Annotated in this window: 4 protein-coding genes; all 4 read left to right on the top strand. The window is 64.3% G+C overall.

Annotated features, from left to right (window positions below; genetic code table 11):
- The first annotated feature begins 129 nt into the window (after nucleotides 1-129).
- Nucleotides 130-1,302 carry an amidase family protein gene (locus tag EBS11_RS28110; RefSeq protein WP_290608794.1) on the top strand — a complete coding sequence of 391 codons (1,173 nt, stop codon included), beginning with the start codon at nucleotides 130-132 and terminating at the stop codon, nucleotides 1,300-1,302.
- 40 nt (nucleotides 1,303-1,342) lie between these two features.
- Nucleotides 1,343-1,753 carry a hypothetical protein gene (locus EBS11_RS28105; RefSeq protein WP_290608792.1) on the top strand — a complete coding sequence of 137 codons (411 nt, stop codon included), beginning with the start codon at nucleotides 1,343-1,345 and terminating at the stop codon, nucleotides 1,751-1,753.
- A gap of 69 nt (nucleotides 1,754-1,822) precedes the next feature.
- A complete protein-coding gene (locus EBS11_RS28100; protein ID WP_290608790.1) occupies nucleotides 1,823-2,281 on the top strand; it encodes an Ivy family c-type lysozyme inhibitor in 459 nt (152 codons plus the stop codon).
- Complete coding sequence (locus tag EBS11_RS28095; RefSeq protein ID WP_290608788.1) at nucleotides 2,281-2,691, top strand: GNAT family N-acetyltransferase; 411 nt, start codon at nucleotides 2,281-2,283, stop codon at nucleotides 2,689-2,691. The genes EBS11_RS28100 and EBS11_RS28095 overlap by 1 nt, the downstream gene beginning before the upstream one ends.
- The last annotated feature ends 60 nt before the right edge of the window (nucleotides 2,692-2,751 follow it).

The following is a 2,751-nucleotide window of genomic DNA, read 5'->3' as shown; positions in this document are numbered from 1 at the left end:
CGCTGCCCTAGGGCAGCGTTTTTTTTGCTTAAAAAATAATTCCCTTCAACAACAATTGAGTTGCAAGGACTGCTATGCTATGGCTTCTACATTGTTGCGTTAGAAACATTGAAGTTCCCTGGAGATACCATGCAGCGCAGTCATTTGTTACGCAATGGCGCTTATCGGGGCGCCACGGCTGCGGCCGTGTCCGGGCGCGCTGCGCGTCCCGTGCTGGCGCGTGCGACGGCGCCCGCCAGTCCCATGGCCCACCTGCTCGATGCGGGCGTGTTGCCGCAACAGCAGATGATGCAGGCAGGTAAGCTCAGTTCGCATGCGCTGACATCGCAGTACCTGGCGCGCATCCGCTCGCTGTGCAGCACGGGCGCGCGCGCCCATGCCGGCATCGAAATCAATCCCGACGCCTTGAAGATTGCCATGGAAATGGACCGTGAACGGCAGGTGCGCAAGGTGCGCGGCCCCCTGCATGGCATCCCCGTCGTCTTGCGCGACAGCATAGCCACCGGCGACCGCATGAAGACGCGCACGCAGGCGCCATCGGCGGCGCATGCCGGCTGCGACTCCTTCATCGCGTCGCGCCTGCGCGCGGCTGGCGCCGTCATCATCGGCAAGAGCAATTTGCGCCAGTGGGCCGCCGTCAGCATGCCGCACGCCAGCGCCAGCTGGGCTGGCCTGACCATCCTCGCCGTGGACAGCGAAGCGGATGGTTCCATCGTCGCGCCGGCGTCCACGTGCGGCCTGGTCGCCATCCAGCCGACGGGCCGGGTGGCTGCCGGCCTGGCGGGCGGCGCGGCCGTGGCCGGGCCGATGGCGCCCAGCGTGCGCGAGGCAGCGTGGCTGCTGGCGGCCCTGTCCGGCGATGGCCAGGCCGATGACGCGGTGCTGGACCTGGCCAGCCTGCGCGGACGCCGCATCGGCGTGGCGCGCAGCCTGTTCGGGCACTGCACCGATACGGATGCCGTGATCGAGCAGGCCCTGCAGGTGCTGCGCGAGCAGGGCGCCGAACTGGTGGAGTTGCCCGCGCCGGAGCCGGGAGCGGACGCCATCGGCGACGTGCTGCGCGGGCAGGGACTCGACGCGCTGGTGGGGCCGACCTGCCGCGCCGCGCCGCTGGCGCACTCCGTCCAGCCGCAGATGACGGTGCCAGCCGGCATGGCGCACGGCTCGCCCGTCGGCCTGTCGTTCATCGGCGCGTGTCATACCGAAATGCAATTGATTGCCATGGCATATGCCTATGAGCAGGCGACCCTGCACCGGCGCACGCCCGCGTTGCCATCGAGCATCACTGAAGCGTTGCGCTGACCATGCCACTTCCTTTCCTTTTCGATACCTCTGACATTTTATGCTTGCAACTTTGCTGCTGAGCGCGGCCGTGACTGCCGCGACCACTCCTTTCGATGTCACGCAACTCGCCGGCAGCTGGTCCGACAGTTTCAATACCAATAATGTGTGCGATCAGCCGCGGCACTTTACGCGCATGCAGTTGTCTGACGATCATGCGCGCCTGGCCATCTTCAACGACCGCGTCTGGAAGAGCAATCTGGGGGAAAGCAACCGTTTCGCCGCCACGGTGGTGGCAGAGACGGAGCGCAGCCTGACTTTGCGCTATGACAATGAAACCCGCCAGGACGCGCATGGCAAGCTCGTGGAGTGGCAGCTGATCATCGTGGCGCCCGGCGTGTACCGCTGGCGCCAGACGGATTGGCCGGAAGGAAAAGTCAATGGCGTGGTCGGCATCCGCTGCTCGCCCTGATGCCCGTGCGCAAGCGGGCATGCCATTCTGCTATGCTGCGCCCTTTCATGTGCTGTCCTAGGAGGTTTCATGTCCCTGCGTTTGCTGTTACCACTGTTGATGAGCGCGGCCGTGGCGCTGGCCGCCCTGCCTGCGCAAGCCCGCACGCCCAGGCTGTCGCTGATCGAGCAGGCGCAAAGCTGCGACGGGAGTGCCGCCTGCCCGTATTTTCCCGAAGTCTACAGGGCGGACTACGCCTTTCGCAGCGCCTTCAATATCGCCCTCAAGCGTGCCGGCCTGAAGCGGCAACGCTGGGTGCCGAATGGCGTGACGACGCCGCTCAAGCCCGTCGAGATCGACGGCAAGGCGCGCCTGCTGAGCAGCGTCTGCGAGCCGCATAATTGCGGCCACCGCTACAGCATCCTGTACGATCCGGCCGCGCGCAGCATGACGGGCGTGTATGTGGGCAGCGACGGCAAGGGCGGCGTGCGCACCGTGTATTTCGGCGACCCCAGCATTGCGGAAGCCGACCTGCTGATCAAGAACTGATGGGCGTGCCCCTGCGCATTTCCAGCGTGCGGGATGAGCTGGACGTGGCGATGATCCACCGCTACCTGAGCGAAACATCCTACTGGAAGCGCGGCGTGGCGCTGGAAACGGTGCGCAAGGGCATCGAGAACGCGCTGTGCTTTGGCGGCTACGTGAATGAGCGGCAAGTGGCATTCGCCAGGGTCGTCACCGACTATACGGATTTCGCCTACCTGCGCGACGTCTTCGTCCTGCCGGACTGCCAGGGCCGCGGCTATGGCCGGCAACTGGTGGCTGCCGTGCTGGGCGATGAACGCTTGCGCAACGTGGGCTGGATGCTGGCGACGGACGATGCGCACGCCCTGTATGCAGGCTTTGGTTTTACGGCATTGGATGCGCCGCAGAAATACATGCGCCGTCCGGCGCCATAGGAATTATCAAAATAGCCTTTATGTGTCAAGAAAACTATTAACATTATTATATATAATAAT

The organism is Janthinobacterium sp., from assembly GCF_009923995.1.
Taxonomy (GTDB): Bacteria; Pseudomonadota; Gammaproteobacteria; order Burkholderiales; family Burkholderiaceae_D; genus Janthinobacterium.
Note: the sequence above shows the minus strand (reverse complement) of the source record. Positions and strands in the feature narration are given on the sequence as shown.

Coding starts and splice junctions, on each gene's coding strand:
- EBS11_RS28110 (WP_290608794.1), top strand. CDS start 130: ATGCAGCGCAGTCATTTGTTACGCAATGGCGCTTATCGGGGCGCCACG.
- EBS11_RS28105 (WP_290608792.1), top strand. CDS start 1,343: ATGCTTGCAACTTTGCTGCTGAGCGCGGCCGTGACTGCCGCGACCACT.
- EBS11_RS28100 (WP_290608790.1), top strand. CDS start 1,823: ATGTCCCTGCGTTTGCTGTTACCACTGTTGATGAGCGCGGCCGTGGCG.
- EBS11_RS28095 (WP_290608788.1), top strand. CDS start 2,281: ATGGGCGTGCCCCTGCGCATTTCCAGCGTGCGGGATGAGCTGGACGTG.